We start from the raw sequence: 15,822 nt of genomic DNA on the forward strand, positions 1-15,822 counted from the left end.
TGAGCCATGCCCGACCTCATCACCCCTGACCTGGTGGCGCTCGACGCCGACCTGGGTTCCGACAAGACCACGGTCGTCCGCCGGCTCGCCGGCCTCGTCGCCGGCGCCGGGCGGGCCACCGGGGCCGACGCCCTGGCCGACGACGCCCTGGCGCGCGAGGCGCAGGCGGCCACCGGCCTGCCCGGCGGCATCGCGATCCCGCACTGCCGCTCGGCCGCGGTCACCGAGGCCTCGCTGGCCTTCGCCCGGCTGGACCCCGGGGTCGACTTCGGCGCCCCCGACGGCCCGGCCGACCTGGTCTTCCTCATCGCCGCGCCGGCGCACGGCGACGCCGACCACCTCACGCTGCTGACCGCCCTGGCCCGGGCGCTGGTGCGGCCGGAGTTCGTGGCCTCCCTGCGCGCGGCCGGCTCCGCCGACGAGGTCGTCCGGCTGGTGCAGGAGGTCGTCTCCCCCGAGCCGGCGCCCGCCGGCGCGCCTGCCGCGGCCGGCTCCTCGAGTGCCGCGACCGCCGCCACCCCCGCCGCCGCGCCGACCGCCGACACCTCCACCACCGGCGCCCGCCGCAGCCTGGTCGTCGTGAGCGCCTGCCCGACCGGCATCGCGCACACCTACATGGCCGCCGACAAGCTCACCGCCGCCGGGGAGGCCGCCGGGGTCGACGTGCACGTGGAGACCCAGGGCTCCTCGGGCTCCACCCCGCTGGACCCGGCCGTGATCCGCGCCGCGGACGCGGTCATCTTCGCCGTCGACGTGGGCGTCCGGGACCGGGACCGCTTCGCCGGCAAGCCGCTCGTCCAGTCCGGCACCAAGCGGGCGATCAACGAGCCCGACGTCATGGTCCGCGAGGCGCTGGCCGCCGCGGACGACCCCAACGCCCGCCGGGTGCCGGGCGGCGCCGGCGGTGCCGACGAGCCCGCCGCCGCGGCCGGCAAGCCGGGCGCCGGCACGGAGATCCGCCGGTGGCTGCTCACCGGCGTCAGCTACATGATCCCGTTCGTCGCTGCGGGCGGCCTGCTCATCGCCCTGGGCTTCCTGTTCGGCGGCTATCAGATCGTCAGCACCGACCCGGCGTCGGCCGACGGCAACAGCTACGCGCTGAGCTGGGTCCTGAACAACACGTTCTTCAACCTGCCGGACGTCGCACCGACCGAGGGCCTCAACGACGGCTTCTGGGGCTACCTCGGCGCGGTCTGCACCGTGCTGGGCCAGGCGGCCTTCGGCTTCCTGGTCCCCGCCCTGGCCGGCTACATCGCGTACGCGATCGCCGACCGCCCGGGCATCGTCCCCGGCTTCGTCGTGGGTGCGGTCTCGGTGAGCGTGGGCGCCGGCTTCATCGGCGGCCTCGTCGGCGGCATCATCGCCGGCTTCGCCGCCCGCTGGATCAGCGGCTGGAAGCTGCCGGTCGGCGTCCGGGGCCTGCAGCCGGTCGTCATCATCCCGCTGCTCGCGACGCTGATCTCCAGCGGTCTGATGGCCGTCGTCCTCGGCCGTCCGCTGGCCGCCGCCCTCACCGGCCTGGGCAACTGGCTCAGCGGCCTGACCGGCACCTCCGCGGCCGTGCTCGGGATCATCCTCGGCCTGATGATGTGCTTCGACCTGGGTGGTCCGGTGAACAAGGCGGCCTACGTCTTCGCCACCACCGGGCTGACCGCGGCTGCCACCGGTGCTCCGCTGGTCATCATGGCCACCGTCATGGCGGCCGGCATGGTGCCCCCGCTGGCGATGGCGCTCAGCACCGCGATCCGCCCGAAGCTGTACACGCCCGCCGAGCGGGACAACGGCAAGGCCGCCTGGCTGCTGGGTGCCTCGTTCATCTCCGAGGGCGCGATCCCGTTCGCCGCGGCCGACCCGCTGCGGGTCATCCCCTCGATGATGCTGGGCGGTGCGACCACCGGCGCCATCGTGGCCGCGGCCGGTGTCGAGCTGCGGGCCCCGCACGGCGGCATCTTCGTCTTCTTCGCGATCACCGGTCTCCTGTGGTTCGTCGTCGGGATCCTGGCGGGCACGGTGGTGGGTGCGATCGCCGTCACCATCGCGAAGAGCATCGGCCGGCCGAAGGCCGAGGCCGTGCCGGAGGACGCCGTCGACATGGCCCACGCCCACAACGCCGCCCCCGTCACCCAGCCGGCTCGGGCCTGAACCAGCAGGCTGTAGCCCACCGTCCGTCTCCGAAGCGAGGGAGTACCCCATGCCCAGTCAGACCGTCACCGTCGGCTCCCGCGTCGGGCTGCACGCCCGGCCTGCCGCCCTCATCGCCGAGGCCGTCGGCAAGGCCGGGACACCGGTCACGCTGGCCACGCCGGGGGGCAACCCGGTGGACGCCGGGTCGCCGCTGATGATCATGACGCTCGGCGCGAAGCAGGGGACGGAGGTCGTCGTGAGCAGCGAGGACCCCGCCGTCCTCGAGCAGATCGCGGGCCTGGTCGCCCAGGACCTCGACGCCGAATAGCAGGAGGACCCCGCTGCCCCCCCACCGCTCGCAGGCCCGGGGTGGGGCCCTGCAGCGGGGCCACCACGGCCGCTACCGGGCCGCCACAGACGACGGCGCCCGTCCCCTGCAGAAGGGGGCGGGCGCTGTCCTGTGTCCGTCGTTCCGTTCTCCCCCGCCGTGATCATCGGCGACTGGCGGCCCCCGTCGGCGTGTCGGGCGGCCACCTGCCGATGATCATGACCGGAGAGGGCGGGCGTCAGGTCTGGTCGGGGCGGGGGACGTCGCCGCGCCAGGCGCCGGTCTCGGTGCCGCGGCTCTCGATGAACTCCTTGAACCGCTTGGCGTCGGCCTTGACCTGCCGGTCGTCGAAGCCCAGCGCCGCGCCGGCCTTCTCCACGATGCCCGTCGGCTCCCAGTCGATCTGGATCATCACGCGGGTCTTGTTGTCGTCGAGGCGGTGGAAGGTGACCACGCCGGCGTGCTTGGCCTCGCCGCCGGTGCTGGTCCAGGCCACCCGCTCCTCGGGGTGCTGCTCGGTGATCTCCGCGTCGAACTCCCGCTTGACGCCGTCGATGTTGGTCACCCAGTGGGTGCGCGTCTCGTCGAGCTGCGTGATCCGCTCGACCCCGCCCATGAACTGGGGGAAGGACTCGAACTGCGTCCACTGGTCGTAGGCGACCCGGATGGGGACGTCGACGTCGACGGATTCCTGCACGCTGGCCACGTTGGCCTCCTCTGCTCGGGGTCCTCGGATGGACTCGCTCTACCCGGCGTCTCCGCGCAGGACACCTGCCCGGACCCCGGTCACAGCAGCGCGGCTGCCACGCTCCCCCGCACCGGGCGGCCGCGCAGCAGGAGCACCTGCGCGAGGTGGTAGGCGTCGGGCTGCCCCTCCCAGGTGCCCGTGGCGACCGCGCCCTCCGGCGTGAGCTCGTGGTGCCAGCTGCCGGTCGCCGGGTCGGCGAAGCGGGCCTCGCCGTGCGCCCACCAGTGCCCGGCCAGGCGCCGGTAGGAGGCATCGCCGGTGACGGCCGCCAGCGTCTCCGCCGCGGCCACCGCCTCGCAGAGCACCCAGTGCATGCGCGCGGTCACCACCGGCCGGTCGTCCCAGTCCAGCGTGTACGGGAAACCGTCGTGCCCGTCGGCGGCCCAGCCGCGCGAGGCGGCCGCGGTGAAGAGCCCCGTGGCGTCGTCGAGCAGCCAGGACGGCGCGTCCGGCGTGACGGCGCGGGCGTGCAGCGCCAGCCGCGACCACTCGAACTGGTGCCCGACCGTGACGCCGTAGGGGCGGAACGGGTGCGCCGGCTCGTCGCGGTTGTACCCGGGCAGCGGCTGCCACTCCGCGGTGAAGTGCTCGGGCAGCCGCCAGTCCCCCTCCCGCGCCCAGCCGTGCACCACCCGCTCCAGGGTGCGCAGCGCCTGCCGGCGCAGCTGCGCGGACCGCGGGTCGGCGTCCCCCAGGGCGTCGGCGGCGGCCAGGGAGGCCTCCACGCCGTGCATGTTCGCGTTGACGCCGCGGTAGTCCGACAGCCGCAACCAGCCGGCGTCCCACTCCTCGACCGCCAGGCCCGCGGCGTCGTCCCAGAACCGCGTCTGCCAGACGCCGAGCGCCTCGTCCAGCAGCTCCCGGCCGCCGGGGGCACCCGCGGCGGTGGCCGTGGCCCCGGCCAGGACGGCGAAGGCGTGCACGTACGCGGCCTTGGTGTCGTCGGTGGTCGAGGCGTACCAGCCGCCGCGGCCGCCGTCGTGCAGCGGTCCGGCGGCCAGCGCCTCGACCCCGTGCCGGACCAGTTCGTCCCACCCGCTGCGGCCGGTCAGCCCGGCGAGCCCGAAGACGTGCGTCATGCGGGCGACGATCCAGGTCTCCTGGCCGCGCTCGGGCCGCACGCGGCCGTCGTCGCCGAGGTAGCCGAAGCCGCCCTCGGGCAGCCGGGATCGGGCCGCGAAGTCCAGCAGCCGGTCGAGGTCGGTCACGGACGGCGACGCTAGTCAGCCCGCGCGGCCCGCGGCGAGGTCAGGCCCGCGGCACCGGTCGACGGCCGGCGTTCTCGACCGCCCAGTCCAGCGCGAGGTCGGCCACCGCCTCCCAGCCCGGCTCGGCGCAGGTCCAGTGCGACCGGCCGGGCAGGTCGCGGACCTCGGTGAGCGCCGCGGAGTGCCGGTAGTGGCGGGCGTTGGAGTGGTTCACCGACGGCGGCATGACGTGGTCCGCACCGCCGGTGACGAACAGCAGCGGCGCCCGGTCGTCCCGGTCGTAGTCCACCCAGGTCTGCTGGTGGCCGGGCTTGAGGTTCGCGATCACCCCGTCCCACACCCACCGGCCCGGGGCGGGCACGTGGTAGCGCTCGTACGCCCGGTCGGAGTCCTCGCGGGACAGGGTGTTGGCGAACGAGGCGTGGAACTGCTCCGGCGTGAAGCCGACCGCGCGGTGCCGGTTCGCCGGGTTGCGGAGGAAGGGGAACAGCGACCGGAGCTGCGTCGGCGGGGTGACCCGCACGCCCTCGGTCGGCGCCGAGTCGATCGCCACGCCGGCCGCGCCGAGGCCCCGGGCCAGGAGCAGCTGGGTGAACGTGCCGCCGAACGAGTGGCCGATGAGGATCGGCGGCCGGTCGAGGGCGGTCACCACGGCGGCGAGGTGCTCGACGGTGCCGGTGATCGAGGCCTCCGCGATGACCCGCGGATCCGCCCGCAGCGCCTCGACCTCGATCTCGAAGCCGGGATAGGCGGGGGTCAGCACGCGGTAGCCGCGGTCCTCGTAGTACGGCACCCAGTGTTCCCAGCTGCGCGGGGTCATCCACAGTCCGTGGACCAGGACGACGGTGTCGGGCGCCGCGGTCGGTACGTCGCTCATGGCACGCCTCTCGCCGGTTCGGGGCGAGCCGGGCACGGTGCGCGGACCGGCCCGCGCTGGCGCGGCGGACGCTAGTGGCCCCGCGGCGGCCGCCCCCAGGGCCGACGGCACCGCTGCTGCGCGTCGGTCACGGCGTGGAGCCGGCCGGTGCGCCGGCCGGCTCCACGCCGTCAGAACGCCAGGGCCGTCCCCGGGTCGGACAGCAGGGCCCCGACGTCGGCGAGGAACCGGCTGCCCAGCTCCCCGTCGATGACCCGGTGGTCGAACGACAGCGCCAGCTGCGTGACCTGCCGCGGGCGCACCTTCCCCTTGTGCACCCACGGCATCTCGCGGATCGCGCCGAAGGCGAGGATCGCCGACTCACCGGGGTTGAGGATCGGCGTCCCCGTGTCGACCCCGAAGACGCCGACGTTGGTGATGGTGATCGTGCCGCCGGTCATGTCCTCGGGGGCGGTGCGGCCGGCCCGCGCCGTCTCGGTCAGCTCGGTGAGCGCGCCGGCCAGCTCGACCAGCGACAGCCGCCCGGCGTCCTTGACGTTCGGGACGACGAGCCCGCGGGGCGTGGCCGCGGCGATGCCGAGGTTGACCTGCCCGTGGACGACGATCTCCTGCGCCGCCTCGTCCCAGGAGCTGTTGACCACCGGGTGCTTCGCGGCGGCCAGCAGCAGCGCCTTGGCCACGAACAGCAGCGGGCTGACCTTGACCCCGGCGAACTCCGGCCGCGCGGCGATGCGCGACCGCAGCTTGACCATCCGCGTGACGTCGACGGTGAGGAACTCGGTGACGTGCGGCGCGGTGAAGGCGCTGGCCACCATCGCCGCCGCGGTGTGCTTGCGGACCCCCTTGACCGGGATCCGCTGCTCCCCCGCCGTCGGTGCGGCGACCGGCCGCAGCTCGGCCACCGGTGCCGGGCCGGCCGCGGCCGCCTCGACGTCGGCGCGGGTGACCACCCCGCCGGCGCCGCTGCCGGTCAGCGCGGTGAGGTCGACCCCGAGGTCCTTGGCCAGCTTGCGCACCGGCGGCTTGGCCAGCGGCCGGGGCCGGCGCCGCCCGTGCTCGGCCGCGCGGGACGGCGCCGCGTCGACCGAGGCCGCGTGCGCCTCGGCCTGGCGGCCCACCTCCAGGCCGCCGTGCCGCACCGGCTTGGTGGTCATGTCCGGCGCGGTGGCCAGCAGCGGTGGGCGCTCCTGGCCTCCTGAGCCGTAGTCGGCGTCCGCGGGGACGACGGCACGGCGCGGCCGCCGGCGGGCCTCCGTCGTCCGGGGCCCGTAGCCGACGAGCACCGCCGTCCGCCCGCCGGGCGCCGCGCCACCGATCAGACCCGCAGCCGGCTCGGCCGCGGCGTCGTCCGCGGCGGCTGGGGCTCCCCCGCCCTCCCCGCCGACGTCTCCCCCGCCCTCCCCGCCGACGTCGATGGTGATGATCGGCGTCCCGACGTCCACGGTGGTCCCGGCCTCGTGCAGCAGCGCGGTGACCGTGCCCGCGAACGGCGAGGGCAGCTCGACGGCGGCCTTCGCCGTCTCCACCTCGCACAGCGGCTGGTTGACCGTGACCGTGTCGCCGACGGCCACCAGCCACTGCAGGATCTCGCCCTCGGTCAGCCCCTCGCCGACGTCGGGCAGCTTGAACTGCTTGAGCGTCCCCATCCCTCAGAAGCCCCTGTCCTCAGAACTGCAGCGCACGGTCGACGGCGTCCAGCACCCGGTCGAGGTCGGGGAGGTACTCCTCCTCGAGCTTCGACGGCGGGTAGGGCGTGTCGTAGCCGCCCACCCGCAGCACCGGCGCCTCCAGGGAGTGGAAGCACTCCTCGGTCACCCGCGCGGCGATCTCCGCGCCGAGCCCGAGGGTCACCGGCGCCTCGTGGACGACGACGCAGCGCCCGGTGCGCCGCACCGACTCGACCACCGGGTCGAGGTCCAGCGGGGAGAGCGTGCGCAGGTCGACGACCTCCAGCGAGCGCCCCTCCTCCGCGGCCGCCTCGGCCGCCTGCAGCGCCGTCTTCACCATGGGGCCGTAGGCCAGCACGGTGACGTCGTCCCCGCCGCGGACCACGCGGGAGGCAAACAGCGGGTCCGGCGTGGCCGCGGTGTCCACCTCGGCCTTGTCCCAGTACCGGCGCTTGGGCTCGAGGAAGACGACCGGGTCGGGGTGCGCGATCGCCTGCTGGATGCCCCAGTAGGCGTCGACCGGGTTGCTGACCGCGACCACCTTGAGCCCGGGGGTGTGCGCGAAGTAGGCCTCGGGGCTCTCGCTGTGGTGCTCCACCGCGCCGATGCCGCCGCCGAAGGGGATCCGGATGACGACCGGCATGGTCAGCTTCCCGCGGGAACGGGCGTGGATCTTGGCCACCTGGGTGACGATCTGGTTGTAGGCCGGGAAGACGAACCCGTCGAACTGGATCTCGCACACCGGCCGGTAGCCGCGCATGGCCAGGCCGACCGCGGTCCCGAGGATGCCGGCCTCGGCCAGCGGGGTGTCGACCACGCGGTCCTCGCCGAAGTCCTTCTGCAGGCCGTCGGTGATCCGGAAGACCCCGCCGAGCCGGCCGATGTCCTCACCCATGAGCACGACCTTGGCGTCGTCCTCCATCGCCCGGCGCAGGCCGAGGTTGAGCGCCTTGCCGATGGTGAGCGTCTCGGCCATCAGTGCCCGCCCCCCTCGAAGCTCGCCTGGTACGCCTCGAACTCGGCCTGCTGCGCGGCCAGGTGCGGCGTCTGCTCGGCGTAGACCTGGTCGAACATCGCCGTCCCGGGCGGGTCGGGCATCTCGGTGGTGCCGCGGCGGATCCGCGCCGCCAGCTCGTCGGCCTCGGCCTCGACGGCGGCGAGGAAGTCGGCGTCGGCGACACCGCTGCGGGACAGGTGTGCCTTGACCCGGGCGATCGGGTCGCGCAGCTTCCACTCCTCCAGCTCGCTGGCCAGCCGGTACCGGGTGGGGTCGTCGGAGGTGGTGTGTGCGCCCATCCGGTAGGTGAACGCCTCGATGAACGTCGGGCCCTGGCCCTCCCGGGCGGCGGCCAGCGCCGCCCGCGTCACCGCCAGGACGGCGAGGACGTCGTTGCCGTCGACCCGGACGCCGGGGAAGCCGAAGCCCGCGGCGCGCTGGTAGAGCGGCACCCGGGACTGGCGCTCCAGCGGGACGCTGATCGCGTACTGGTTGTTCTGGCAGAAGAAGACGACGGGCGCGGAGAAGCTGGCCGCCCAGATCATCGCCTCGTTGACCTCGCCCTGGCTGGTCGCGCCGTCGCCGAGGAAGGCCAGCACGGCGGTCTCGGCGCCGTCCCGCTGGACGCCCATCGCGTAGCCGGTGGCGTGCAGGCACTGCGCGCCGATGACGACGGTGTAGAGGTTGAAGTGGGTGGCGACCGGGTCCCAGCCGCCGTTGTCGACGCCGCGGAACAGGCTCATGACGTGCAGCGGGTCGACCCCGCGGGTCCAGGCCACGCCGTGCTCGCGGTAGGTGGGGAAGGCGTGGTCCCCGGGCTCGAGGGCGCGGCCGGCGCCGACCTGGGCCGCCTCCTGGCCCAGCAGCGAGGCCCAGATGCCCAGCTCGCCCTGACGCTGCAGGGCGGTGGCCTCGACGTCCCACCGGCGGACCAGCACCAGGTCGCGGTAGAGGTCGCGCAGCTGCTGGTCGTCGAGGTCGATCGCGTACTCCGGGTGCTCGACCCGCTCGCCCTCGGGGGTCAGCAGCTGCACCAGGTCGGGTTGCCGGGGCAGGTGCGGCGCCTCCGCACCCGGTACCGGGTCGACCACCTCGGTGGCACTGGACACGCTCACGTGCTCCTCCTCGCCGTCGTCCGCCGCTGCCGGGGTCGCCGGGCCACGCGGGCGGTGTGGACGCCTCGTGGCACCCGGGTGTGGCGCCACTCACACATCGTGGCACGACCCGGCCTGCGATGGAGGAGACACCCACCCAGCGATCTGCGCAAGGTCCCCCGATCGGATTGCGCACGATGACCGGTCCTGGGGCCGACCGGCCTGTCAGACTGAGTGACGTGCCGGCTCTCGACGCCACCGACGCCCGCCTGCTGCAGGCCCTGGCCGAGGACCCGCGCGCGACGGTCATGGCGCTGTCGCAGCGGCTCGGTCTGGCGCGCAACACCGTGCAGGCGCGGCTGGCGCGGCTGGAGTCCGGCGGCGCCCTGGCGCCCTTCGACCACCGCGTCCGCCCCGAGGCGCTGGGCTACCGGCTGGGCGCGTACATGACCGTGCAGGTGGTGCAGCGCAGCCTGGCCGACGTCGGCGAGGCGCTGGCGGACATCCCCGAGGTGCTGGAGGTGACGGCGCTGTCGGGCGTCGCCGACCTGCTGGTGCGGGTGGTCGCGGTCGACGCCGACGACCTCTGGCGGATCACCGATCGGGTGCTGGCCATCCCCGGCGTCCAGCGCACCGACACCGCGCTGGCGCTGCGCCGGCTGGTCGACCACCGCATGGGCCCGCTGCTGTCCCGGGCCGCCGGTCAGGACCCCGCCGAGTAGGGACCCCCCGGCTCCCCACCACTCGCAGGCTCGCGGCGGGCCCCTGCAGGAGGGCCTCGACGACGCCGGCGCACCCGTACCGGGCCGCGCGCGGTGGCGACGTCGACGACCTCGCCGCGCTGGGTGACCTCCACCTGCCCCGCCGCGGCCAGCCGTCCGGCCGCCGCGCGGGCCGCGGGCATGAGCTCCCGCCAGCCCTCGGGGTCGACGGCGCGGGCGGCCTCCGAGGGGCAGATCGTCGCGCCGGCCCGCCGGTCGTCGAGCAGCGCGTCGATGGCCTGCTCCAGCCGCACGTCGACGTCCGCCACGCCCTCAGCCTGCGGCGCGGGACGCCGCCGCGCCACGGCACCCGTCTCCTGGTCACCGCTCCGGTGGCTGCGGCGCGAGGACGCCCCGCCCCGTCCCCGCCGGAGGTGGTGGGGCTGCACCGGTGCTCTGCCCCTGCCCCGCACGGTGGGCAGCGGCAGAGCGTCCGTGGGTGGGTGGTGCCCGGGGGTCGGCGGCTGCCGTCACGGGTGCGGGGACGCCGGCCGGGGGATGCTGTGCCCGTGCGCCGCTGGACGACCGGGCTGCTCGCCGCCCTGCTGCTCGTGCTCGTCGGCTGGGTGCTGGCCCCGGCGGCCTCGGCGTGCAGTTGCACCGGGGGAACGACGGCCGACCACGCCCTCAGCGCCGACGCGGTGTTCTCCGGCCGGCTGGCCGACCGTGAGGTGGTCGGCGGGACCGCCCTGCACGTCTTCGCCGTCGACGCGGTGTACGCGGGACGGGTCGCCGCCCGGCAGGGCGTGCTGTCGCCCGCGTCCAGTGCGTCGTGCGGCCTCGAGGTCGCCGGTGAGGGCCCCTTCCTCGTCTTCGCCGTCCGCGAGGACGACCGGCTCGTGGCCGACCTGTGCGGCGGGACGACGGCCTGGACCCCCCAGGCCGCGGCGGAGGTGCAGATGCTGACCGGCGTGAGCGCTCCCGAGTCCGGGTCGGCCGGGACCGAGCTGCCCCGGGGCCCGTCCGACACGGTCCTGGAGGCGGTCGTCGCCGCCCTGGTCGTGGCGGCGTTCGCGGGCGGGCTGGTCCTGCGGCGGCGGGCGGCCGGGTAGACCGGGGACGGTGAGGGGTAGGGGGGCCGGTCGTGAGCCCCGCCGACCACGACCTGCTGCAGGAACTGCTCTCCGCCTACGGCCCGGGCGGCCAGGAGGACGACGTCCGGGCGATCTGCCGCCGGGAGCTGGAGCCGCTGGTCGACGAGCTGACCGTCGACCCGGCGGGCAACCTCGTCGGACTGCCGCGCGGCACGGGCACGGCGGAGGCGCCGGTCGTGCGGGTGATGGCCCACATGGACGAGCTGTCGATGATCGTCAAGCGGGTGCAGCCCGACGGCACGCTGCGGCTCTCCCAGCTGGGCACCATGTACCCGGGCAACTTCGGCCTCGGCCCGCTGAGCGTGCTCGGCGACGTGGAGGAGCTCACCGCCGTCCTGCTGCTCGGCTCCGAGCACACCACGCAGGAGACCCCGCAGGTCTGGCAGACCAAGCCCGACGCCGGGGACCGCGCGATGCAGTGGGACGACGTGTACGCCTTCACCGGCCGTACCACCGAGGAGCTCGCCGCCGCCGGCGTGCACCCCGGCACCCGGGTCTGCGTGCACCGCAGCCGCCGGTCCCTGGTCGAGTTCGCCGACTTCGTCGGCTGCTACTTCCTCGACGACCGTGCCGCGCTCACCGCGCTGGTCTCGGCCGCGCGCCGGCTGCGCGAGGGCGGCCACCGTCCGCCCGCCGACGCCTACCTGGTCTGCAGCACCGGGAGACCGTGGATCGCTGCGCACGGCTCGTTGCCGAGTTCCTGTGCCGCCCGGTGCCGCGCTGAGCTGGGTGTACCCCGCCGCTGGACGGGGGTAGACCGGGCGGATGGCGAAGCGCACCCCGCTGGGGACGATCGGCAAAGGACGGCGCGGCATCAGCGTGGCGGGCTGGGCCCTGCGCGGCGCGGCGGCCGGGGCAGCGGGCAGCACCGCGCTCAACGCCGTCACGTACCTCGACATGACCGTGCGCGGCCGCCCGACGAGCTCGACCCCCGAGCGGACCGTGGAGAAGCTGGCCGAGAAGGCGCACGTGCCGATCCCGGGCGAGGGCGACACGCGGCAGAACCGCATCCAGGGGCTGGGCCCGATCACCGGGCTGGTGGCCGGCGTGGGGGTCGGCGTCGTCGTCGGGCTGGTGCGGGCGGCCGGCTACCGGTCGCAGCCGCTGGTCGGCACGTTGCTGACCACGCTCGGGGTGCTGGTCGCCGCCAACGGCCCGATGACCGTCCTCGGCATCACCGACCCGCGCACCTGGTCGGCGACCGACTGGGCCAGCGACATCGTCCCGCACCTGGCCTACGGCGCGGTCGTGAAGACGACGATGGACGCCTTCGACCGGCTCTGAACTCCCGCGAGTGCGACGCACTCGTGGTGATCAGCGGTCGATCACCGCGAGTGCGTCGCACTCGCCGCCGGGCAGCCGCCCGCCGTTCTCGCCGGCCGGACCCGCGTCAGGCCCGCCAGCCGCCCTCGTCCACCCCTCCGGGCACCGGGGCGTCGGGGTCGTAGGGCTGCCGGGTGAAGACGAAGGTGCCCACGTCCAGGTGGTCCTCGGCGAGGCGCAGCGGCTCTCCGGCGTAGTAGCCGTCCAGGCCCACCCACGTGCCGTCGTCCCGGCGGGCGAAGCGGCTGGCCCGCCCGGCGCGGCCCGGCAGCGGACCGAGGTGCAGCAGGCCGCCGGGCAGCGCCCGCAGCGCGTGCGGCCCGGGCCCCCAGTACCAGATGCCGAGGGACTCCAGGGGGACCGGCGGCGGCGAGGGCACCCACGCGTCGACGACCCGCGGCTCGGCGGCGCGCAGGTCGGCGAGCAGGCCGGGGACGAGCGGGTCCAGGCCGGCGGTGGTGTTGGCCAGCGAGACGGCGCCGGTCTGCTCGTCGCGGTCGACGAAGACGCCGGCGAGGAAGCCCGGCATCGAGCCGCCGTGGCCGACCAGCGTGCACCCGTCGACCCGCAGCACCTGCAGGCCCAGCCCGTACGCCGCCCAGCCCGGCGCGGAGGGGTCCACGCCCGCGGGCACGGTCATCTCCTCCAGCGTCGCGGGGTCGAGCACGTCGCCGGTGTCGCCGAGCAGGAAGGCGGCGAAGCGCCCGAGGTCGGCCAGCGTCGCCCAGAGCTGCCCGGCGGCGGCCATCACGCCCGCGTCGTGCTCCGGCTCGGGCAGGACGACGTCGGCCCACGGGTGCACCGCGCGACCCTCCGCCGCGGGCGCGACCGGCCGGGGCGTCGTCCGGGTCATGCCGAGGGGGCCGAGCACCTCGGCGCCGACGACGTCCGCCCAGGACCGGCCGCGCAGCCGCGCCACCAGCTCACCGAGCAGTCCGAAGCCGAGGTTGGAGTAGTGGAAGCGGCGCGCGGCCCCGAGGACGACGTGCTCGGGGGCCAGCCGCAGGTCCGCCAGCGAGCCGCCGGGGGTCCGCTCCCACCACGCGCCCGGGCTCTCCGCGGCCGCGCCGGCGACGTGGGCGAGCAGCTGGCCGACGGTGCGGTCGCCGAGCGGGGTACCGGGCACGTGCCGGTCGAGCGGGTCGTCGAGGTGCACCCGGCCCTCGTCGCGCAGCCGCAGGACGGCGACCGCGGTGACGGTCTTGCTGATCGACCCCAGCCGGTACTGGACGTCGGTGTGCGGCTCGGGGACGGCCCCGCGCCCGGTGGACCAGGCCAGCCCGCCGTCCCGGACGACGCCCGCGACGAGGCTCGGCGCCCGTCCGTCGCGCTGCCCACGGGCGGTGCGGGCGAGCAGCAGGCGAGCGGTGGACGGCAGGACGGCGTCGGGCACGGACCGGACGCTAGCGAGCGGCGGGGTCAGGAGGTCGGCGCGGCCTCGGGCACGGGCAGCCGGCCGGTGCGGGTGGCCCAGCGGTCGAACCAGAGGGTGACCAACGGGGGCACCGACGCGGCGAGGGCGAGCAGCGTGGTGCCGGCGTTCCAGCGCAGCACCCGGGCGGCCACGACCGCGACGACGACGTAGGCGATGAAGATGCCGCCGTGGATCGGGCCGAAGATCTGCACGCCGCGCTCGGAGGTCGCCAGCACGTACTTGACGAACATCCCGAACAGCAGGCCCACCCAGGAGCACGCCTCGGCGAGGGCGACGGCACGGAAGGCGAGGGCGACGGCGCGCGGGGTCACGCGCCCCATGGTCCCCGACGCCGAGACGGGCCGGCCGCGTCGGTCGGGGTGACCCGCGCCACCCGTCGTCCCCCCGTGGCAGGGTCGGGGCCCGTGCGGGGTCTGGCGCGGCGCGAGTTCTGCCTGGTGCTGCTGCGCCGGATGGCCGACCTGCGGCCGGACCTGGTCGCCGAGGCACTCCCCCGGCTGGGCGCCACCCGGGCGGAGGCGCACGCGGCGCACACCCGCTGGCAGGCGCTGCAGCACTCGCCGCGGGCGCCGCGCGGGCTGGCGCTGCGCACGGCCGTCCTCGGCCCGCCCGAGGAGACCGAGGACCGCCGCTTCGGCGACCTCGACCTGGAGGTGCGCCGCTGGCCGCTGCCGCTGTGGCCGCACCTGTACTGGGAGGTGCTCACCGGCCCGGGCGGCAGCGTGCTGCAGGAGCACCTGGTGCGTGCGCCGGGCTCACCCGTGCCGCGGGCCACGCCGGCCCGCCTGCGGGTGTGGGAGCACACGCTGGACGACGTGGTCGGCCTGCGCGAGGCGACGAGCGTCGACCCCGGCGTGGTCACCCGCTGGGAGGTGCACCTGCCCGGCGGCGTCCGCGCCCGCTTCGTCTGGGGCCTCCTGCAACAGGTCGAGCGGCCGTGACGCCCCGGCCGGCCCCCTGCAGGGGCCCGCCGCGAGCTCGCGAGTGGCGGGGGGCAGGGGGTCCTTACGCGGCGATGCGGTTGAACTTCGGCGTCGCGCCCATGTTGTCGACGCTGGCGATCTTGACGACGTCACCGGACGTCGGCGCGTGCACCATCTGCCCGTTGCCCAGGTAGATGCCGATGTGGCTCACCGGGCTGTAGAAGGCGACCAGGTCGCCGGCGCGGGCCTCGGCGCGGGACACCGGGGTGCCCATCTGCGACTGCATGCGGCTGGAGTGCGGCAGGCTGATCCCGGCCGCCTGGAAGGCGTACTGCACCAGGCCCGAGCAGTCGAAGGAGCCCGGCCCCGACGCCGCCCACACGTAGGGCTTGCCGCGCTGGGCCAGCGCGCGGTCGACGACCGCCTGGAGCGAACCGCCGGAGACGGCCACGGGGGCGGAGGACGCCGCGGCCGGCTCCTCGCGCTCGGTGCGGCTGGCCCGGCCGTCCTCGCCGGCACCGTGGGCAGCGGCGGCGGCCTCGAGGGCGGCCCGCCGCTCCTCGGCCGAGAGCCGGCTGTAGTCGGCCTGGTACTCGGCGATCTGGGCCTGCAGGTCGGCCTGCTGGCGGGCGACCGCGTCGTACTGCGCCTGCGCCTCGGTGGCCGCCCGGTCGGCCACGATCTGCGCCTGCGCGGCGGCCTCGCCGGCGACGACGGCCGCCTCGAGCAGCTCCCCCTGGTGGCCGGCCACGGCCTGCAGCAGGGTCACCCGGTTGACGAACTCGTCGGCGGAGTCGCTGGTCATCAGGGCCTGGAACGAGCCCATGCTGTCGCCGGTGAAGGCGGTCCGCGCCACGCCGACGACCGACTCCCGGGCAGCGGTGACCGCCGTCTGCGCCTCGGCGACCGCCGCGGCGGCCGCCTGCGCCGCCGCCTGCTGGCCGGCGAGCGTCTCGCGGGCCTCGTTGAACTCCTCGGTGAGCACCTCGAGCTCGTGGCCGCGGGCGGCGACGAGGGCCGCGGCGTCCGCGGCGGTGGTGGGCTCCTCGGCGCCGGCCGGGGCGGGGGCGAACGCCAGGCCGATGGCGCCGGCGAGGACGAGGGCAGCGCGGCGGGCGGTGCGAGGGGTCGCCATGGTGCGGCGGCACTCCGTTCATCCACGGCCGCCTACCGGGTCAGCTGACGGGTTCGGGCCGGACGAGCCCGGCGCGGCCGGCCGCGGTGCCGGCGCGCGCTCCACCCC

At 75.8% G+C, this 15,822-nt stretch carries 16 protein-coding genes and 1 pseudogene; 7 read left to right on the top strand and 10 right to left on the bottom strand.

Annotation, left to right across the window (positions count from 1 at the left end):
* The first annotated feature begins 6 nt into the window (after nt 1–6).
* Both ACI79G_RS17960 and ACI79G_RS17965 read left to right on the top strand, forming a co-directional pair.
* The gene (locus tag ACI79G_RS17960; protein ID WP_456882466.1) at nt 7–2,142 is read left to right on the top strand and encodes a PTS fructose transporter subunit IIABC; all 2,136 of its coding nucleotides are present in this window, start codon (nt 7–9) and stop codon (nt 2,140–2,142) included.
* A 49-nt stretch (nt 2,143–2,191) separates the two neighbouring features.
* Entirely contained in the window at nt 2,192–2,452 is a 261-nt protein-coding gene (locus tag ACI79G_RS17965) for an HPr family phosphocarrier protein (protein WP_091221737.1), read from the top strand.
* A gap of 238 nt (nt 2,453–2,690) precedes the next feature.
* On the opposite strand, the gene ACI79G_RS17970 is transcribed toward ACI79G_RS17965, so the two are convergent.
* From ACI79G_RS17970 to pdhA, 6 genes are all read right to left on the bottom strand, one after another.
* On the bottom strand, nt 2,691–3,158 hold the full coding sequence (locus tag ACI79G_RS17970; RefSeq protein WP_456882467.1) for an SRPBCC family protein: 468 nt from the start codon (nt 3,156–3,158) through the stop codon (nt 2,691–2,693).
* A gap of 80 nt (nt 3,159–3,238) precedes the next feature.
* Nucleotides 3,239–4,408, bottom strand: coding sequence for an AGE family epimerase/isomerase (locus ACI79G_RS17975; RefSeq protein ID WP_456882468.1), 1,170 nt, complete (start codon nt 4,406–4,408; stop codon nt 3,239–3,241).
* A 40-nt stretch (nt 4,409–4,448) separates the two neighbouring features.
* Nucleotides 4,449–5,285, bottom strand: a complete 837-nt coding sequence (locus ACI79G_RS17980) for an alpha/beta hydrolase (RefSeq protein WP_456882469.1) — start codon at nt 5,283–5,285, stop codon at nt 4,449–4,451.
* Between the two features lie 170 nt (nt 5,286–5,455).
* Nucleotides 5,456–6,931, bottom strand: coding sequence for a dihydrolipoamide acetyltransferase family protein (locus ACI79G_RS17985; protein WP_456882470.1), 1,476 nt, complete (start codon nt 6,929–6,931; stop codon nt 5,456–5,458).
* A gap of 19 nt (nt 6,932–6,950) precedes the next feature.
* Nucleotides 6,951–7,928, bottom strand: coding sequence for an alpha-ketoacid dehydrogenase subunit beta (locus ACI79G_RS17990; RefSeq protein ID WP_456882471.1), 978 nt, complete (start codon nt 7,926–7,928; stop codon nt 6,951–6,953).
* On the bottom strand, nt 7,928–9,064 hold the full coding sequence (gene pdhA / locus ACI79G_RS17995; RefSeq protein WP_456882472.1) for a pyruvate dehydrogenase (acetyl-transferring) E1 component subunit alpha: 1,137 nt from the start codon (nt 9,062–9,064) through the stop codon (nt 7,928–7,930). The genes ACI79G_RS17990 and pdhA overlap by 1 nt, the downstream gene beginning before the upstream one ends.
* A 218-nt stretch (nt 9,065–9,282) precedes the next feature.
* Between pdhA and ACI79G_RS18000 the strand changes: the two genes are divergently transcribed.
* Nucleotides 9,283–9,765 carry an Lrp/AsnC family transcriptional regulator gene (locus ACI79G_RS18000; protein ID WP_456882473.1) on the top strand — a complete coding sequence of 161 codons (483 nt, stop codon included), beginning with the start codon at nt 9,283–9,285 and terminating at the stop codon, nt 9,763–9,765.
* Here the strand turns inward: ACI79G_RS18000 and ACI79G_RS18005 are convergent.
* The gene (locus ACI79G_RS18005; RefSeq protein ID WP_456882474.1) at nt 9,747–10,073 is read right to left on the bottom strand and encodes a DUF3253 domain-containing protein; all 327 of its coding nucleotides are present in this window, start codon (nt 10,071–10,073) and stop codon (nt 9,747–9,749) included. The two genes, ACI79G_RS18000 and ACI79G_RS18005, sit on opposite strands and share 19 nt — an antisense overlap.
* A gap of 240 nt (nt 10,074–10,313) precedes the next feature.
* Between ACI79G_RS18005 and ACI79G_RS18010 the strand changes: the two genes are divergently transcribed.
* The 3 genes and pseudogenes from ACI79G_RS18010 (at nt 10,314) to ACI79G_RS18020 (ending at nt 12,182) form a co-directional block, all read left to right on the top strand.
* Complete coding sequence (locus ACI79G_RS18010; protein WP_456882475.1) at nt 10,314–10,856, top strand: hypothetical protein; 543 nt, start codon at nt 10,314–10,316, stop codon at nt 10,854–10,856.
* Nucleotides 10,857–10,888: 32 nt separating this feature from the next.
* Nucleotides 10,889–11,542 (top strand): annotated as a pseudogene (locus tag ACI79G_RS18015) (hypothetical protein); the annotation flags it as partial.
* A 121-nt stretch (nt 11,543–11,663) separates the two neighbouring features.
* On the top strand, nt 11,664–12,182 hold the full coding sequence (locus ACI79G_RS18020) for a hypothetical protein (protein WP_456882476.1): 519 nt from the start codon (nt 11,664–11,666) through the stop codon (nt 12,180–12,182).
* A 106-nt stretch (nt 12,183–12,288) separates the two neighbouring features.
* Here ACI79G_RS18020 and ACI79G_RS18025 read toward each other — a convergent pair whose 3' ends face one another.
* Nucleotides 12,289–13,614 (bottom strand): serine hydrolase domain-containing protein, encoded by a 1,326-nt coding sequence (locus tag ACI79G_RS18025; protein ID WP_456882477.1) that lies wholly within the window; start codon nt 13,612–13,614, stop codon nt 12,289–12,291.
* 26 nt (nt 13,615–13,640) lie between these two features.
* Nucleotides 13,641–13,976: a DUF3817 domain-containing protein gene (locus tag ACI79G_RS18030; protein ID WP_456882478.1), complete on the bottom strand. Its 336-nt coding sequence runs from the start codon at nt 13,974–13,976 to the stop codon at nt 13,641–13,643.
* Nucleotides 13,977–14,060: 84 nt separating this feature from the next.
* Here ACI79G_RS18030 and ACI79G_RS18035 point away from each other — a divergent pair, with 84 nt between their 5' ends.
* Nucleotides 14,061–14,597: a hypothetical protein gene (locus tag ACI79G_RS18035; RefSeq protein ID WP_456882479.1), complete on the top strand. Its 537-nt coding sequence runs from the start codon at nt 14,061–14,063 to the stop codon at nt 14,595–14,597.
* 64 nt (nt 14,598–14,661) lie between these two features.
* Here ACI79G_RS18035 and ACI79G_RS18040 read toward each other — a convergent pair whose 3' ends face one another.
* Nucleotides 14,662–15,714 (bottom strand): C40 family peptidase, encoded by a 1,053-nt coding sequence (locus tag ACI79G_RS18040; RefSeq protein WP_456882480.1) that lies wholly within the window; start codon nt 15,712–15,714, stop codon nt 14,662–14,664.
* Nucleotides 15,715–15,822: the final 108 nt, after the last annotated feature.

Source organism: Geodermatophilus sp. SYSU D00779 (genome assembly GCF_054050595.1).